The sequence below is a fragment of the Streptomyces bambusae genome (assembly GCF_019400985.1).
GTDB lineage: Bacteria > Actinomycetota > Actinomycetes > Streptomycetales > Streptomycetaceae > Streptomyces > Streptomyces bambusae_A.
The window spans coordinates 1-1,809 of the sequence record NZ_WTFF01000601.1; the positions used below are offsets into that span (position 1 = coordinate 1).

The following is a 1,809-nucleotide window of genomic DNA, read 5'->3' on the forward strand; positions in this document are numbered from 1 at the left end:
GTGCAGCGCCTCGGGCCGGGCGGCGCCGAGCGCCGCCGCGGGCTGCCGGTAGAACTGGCCCCCGGCCCGCTCCCCGGCGTCGAGCAGCACGACCCGCAGCCCGAGCCCGGCGGCCGTGACGGCGGCGGCAAGCCCGGCGGGCCCGGCCCCGACGACGGCCAGGTCGGCGAGGCCGGTGCCCTCGGCCGGGGACGCGAGGGAGGCGCCCGACGGCGAACGGTCAGACGGCGAGGTCGGCATGGCCGGTGCCCTCCTGGGTGGTGATGGCGGCTCCCGGGCGGGCGGGGACCAGGCAGGCGCGTTGGTTGGGGCGGCCGTCGACGGTGACCAGGCAGTCGTAGCAGCTGCCGATCCCGCAGAAGGCACCGCGCGGAGCGCCGCCCTCGCGCGTGGTCCGCCAGGCCATGATCCCGGCGCCCCACAGCACCGCGGCGACCGTCTGCCCGGCGAGCGCGGGGATCTCGCGACCGTCGAAGGTCACGGTGTACGCATCCTCCGCGACACCGCCGACCACGTCACGCGGGGTCCGGCTCATCGTGCGGTCTCCTTCGGGGAATGGGTGGGTTGGGACGGGAGGGACGGGGCAGGGACGGCGGACCCGGCGGGCGCCTCGGGCGCGTCGGGCTTCGCGGGCGCCGCGGGGTTCGCGGGCACCGCAGACTTCGCGGGCACCGCAGGCGCCGCGGGCCGCTCGGGCGCCGCAGGCCGTCCGGACACCTCAGGCGCCTCGGATGCCGCAGGCGCCACATTCCGCCCGAGCGCGGCGAGTGCCGCGAGTGCCGCGGGCTGCCCGGGTGCTTCGGGTGCCGCAGGCGCCGTGGGCCTCCCAGATGCGGCGGGTGCCGCAGGCCGCCCGGACGCCTCGGGCGCCCCGGATGCCGCAGGCACCACATTCCGCCCGGGCGCGGCGAGTACCGCGGGTGCCGCGGGCTGCCCGGGTGCTTCGGGTGCCGCAGGCGCCGTGGGCCTCCCAGATGCGGCGGGTGCCGCAGCCCGCCCGGACGCCGTGGGTGCCGCAGGCGCCGTGGGTGCCGCAGGCCGCCCGGACGCCTCGGGCGCCCCGGATGTCGCAGGCACCACATTCCGCCCGGGCGCGGCGAGTACCGCGGGTGCCGCAGGCTGCCCGGGTGCTTCGGGTGCCGCAGGCGCCGTGGGCTGCCCCGACGCCGCAGGCGTCTCGGGTGCCGGAGGCGCCCCGGGTTCGGGGCTCATCCGGCAGCCCCCGTGCCGAAGCGGTCCGGGCGGAACGGGGTTGGGTCCAGGGGCGGGGTGGTGGCGGTCAGGGCGGCGGTGATCAGGGTGCCGGTTGCCGGGGCGAGGCCGATGCCTGCGCCCTCGTGGCCGCAGGCGTGCAGCAGGCCCGGCACCCGCGGGTCGGGGCCGATCGCCGGCAGGTGGTCGGGGAGGTAGGGGCGGAAGCCGTGGTACGTGCGCAGCACCCGTACGTCGGCGAGGACCGGGAAGAGGGCGGCCGCCTGCGCGGCCAGCCGGCGCAGCGCCTGCACCGACAACGAGCGGTCGAAGCCGACACGTTCGCGGGTGGCGCCGATCAGGACCGGGCCGGAGGGCGTGCCCTCGACCACCCCCGAGGACTGCAGCGCGGCGGAGCCGCTGGCCACGTCCGCGATGTAGTCGGCGGCGTAGACCTTGTGCCGGACGACCCGCGGCAGCGGCTCGGTGACCAGCACGAAGCCGCGCCGCGGCAGCACCGGCAGGGCCACGCCCGCGAGTTCGGCGACCGCCCCGCCCCAGGTGCCGGCGGCGTTGACGACGGCCCCGGCGCGCAGCTCGCGCCGCGCGGTGCGGACG

Annotated in this window: 3 protein-coding genes; all 3 read right to left on the minus strand. The window is 79.1% G+C overall.

Annotation, left to right across the window (positions count from 1 at the left end):
* Nucleotides 1-240 (minus strand): FAD-dependent oxidoreductase (locus tag GPJ59_RS35940; protein WP_219672317.1); only part of this gene is annotated, 240 nt, incomplete at its 3' end.
* Nucleotides 221-535, minus strand: a complete 315-nt coding sequence (locus GPJ59_RS35945; RefSeq protein ID WP_219672318.1) for a (2Fe-2S)-binding protein — start codon at nucleotides 533-535, stop codon at nucleotides 221-223. The genes GPJ59_RS35945 and GPJ59_RS35940, both read right to left, overlap by 20 nt.
* A 673-nt stretch (nucleotides 536-1,208) precedes the next feature.
* Nucleotides 1,209-1,809 (minus strand): NAD(P)/FAD-dependent oxidoreductase (locus tag GPJ59_RS35950; protein WP_219672319.1); only part of this gene is annotated, 601 nt, incomplete at its 5' end.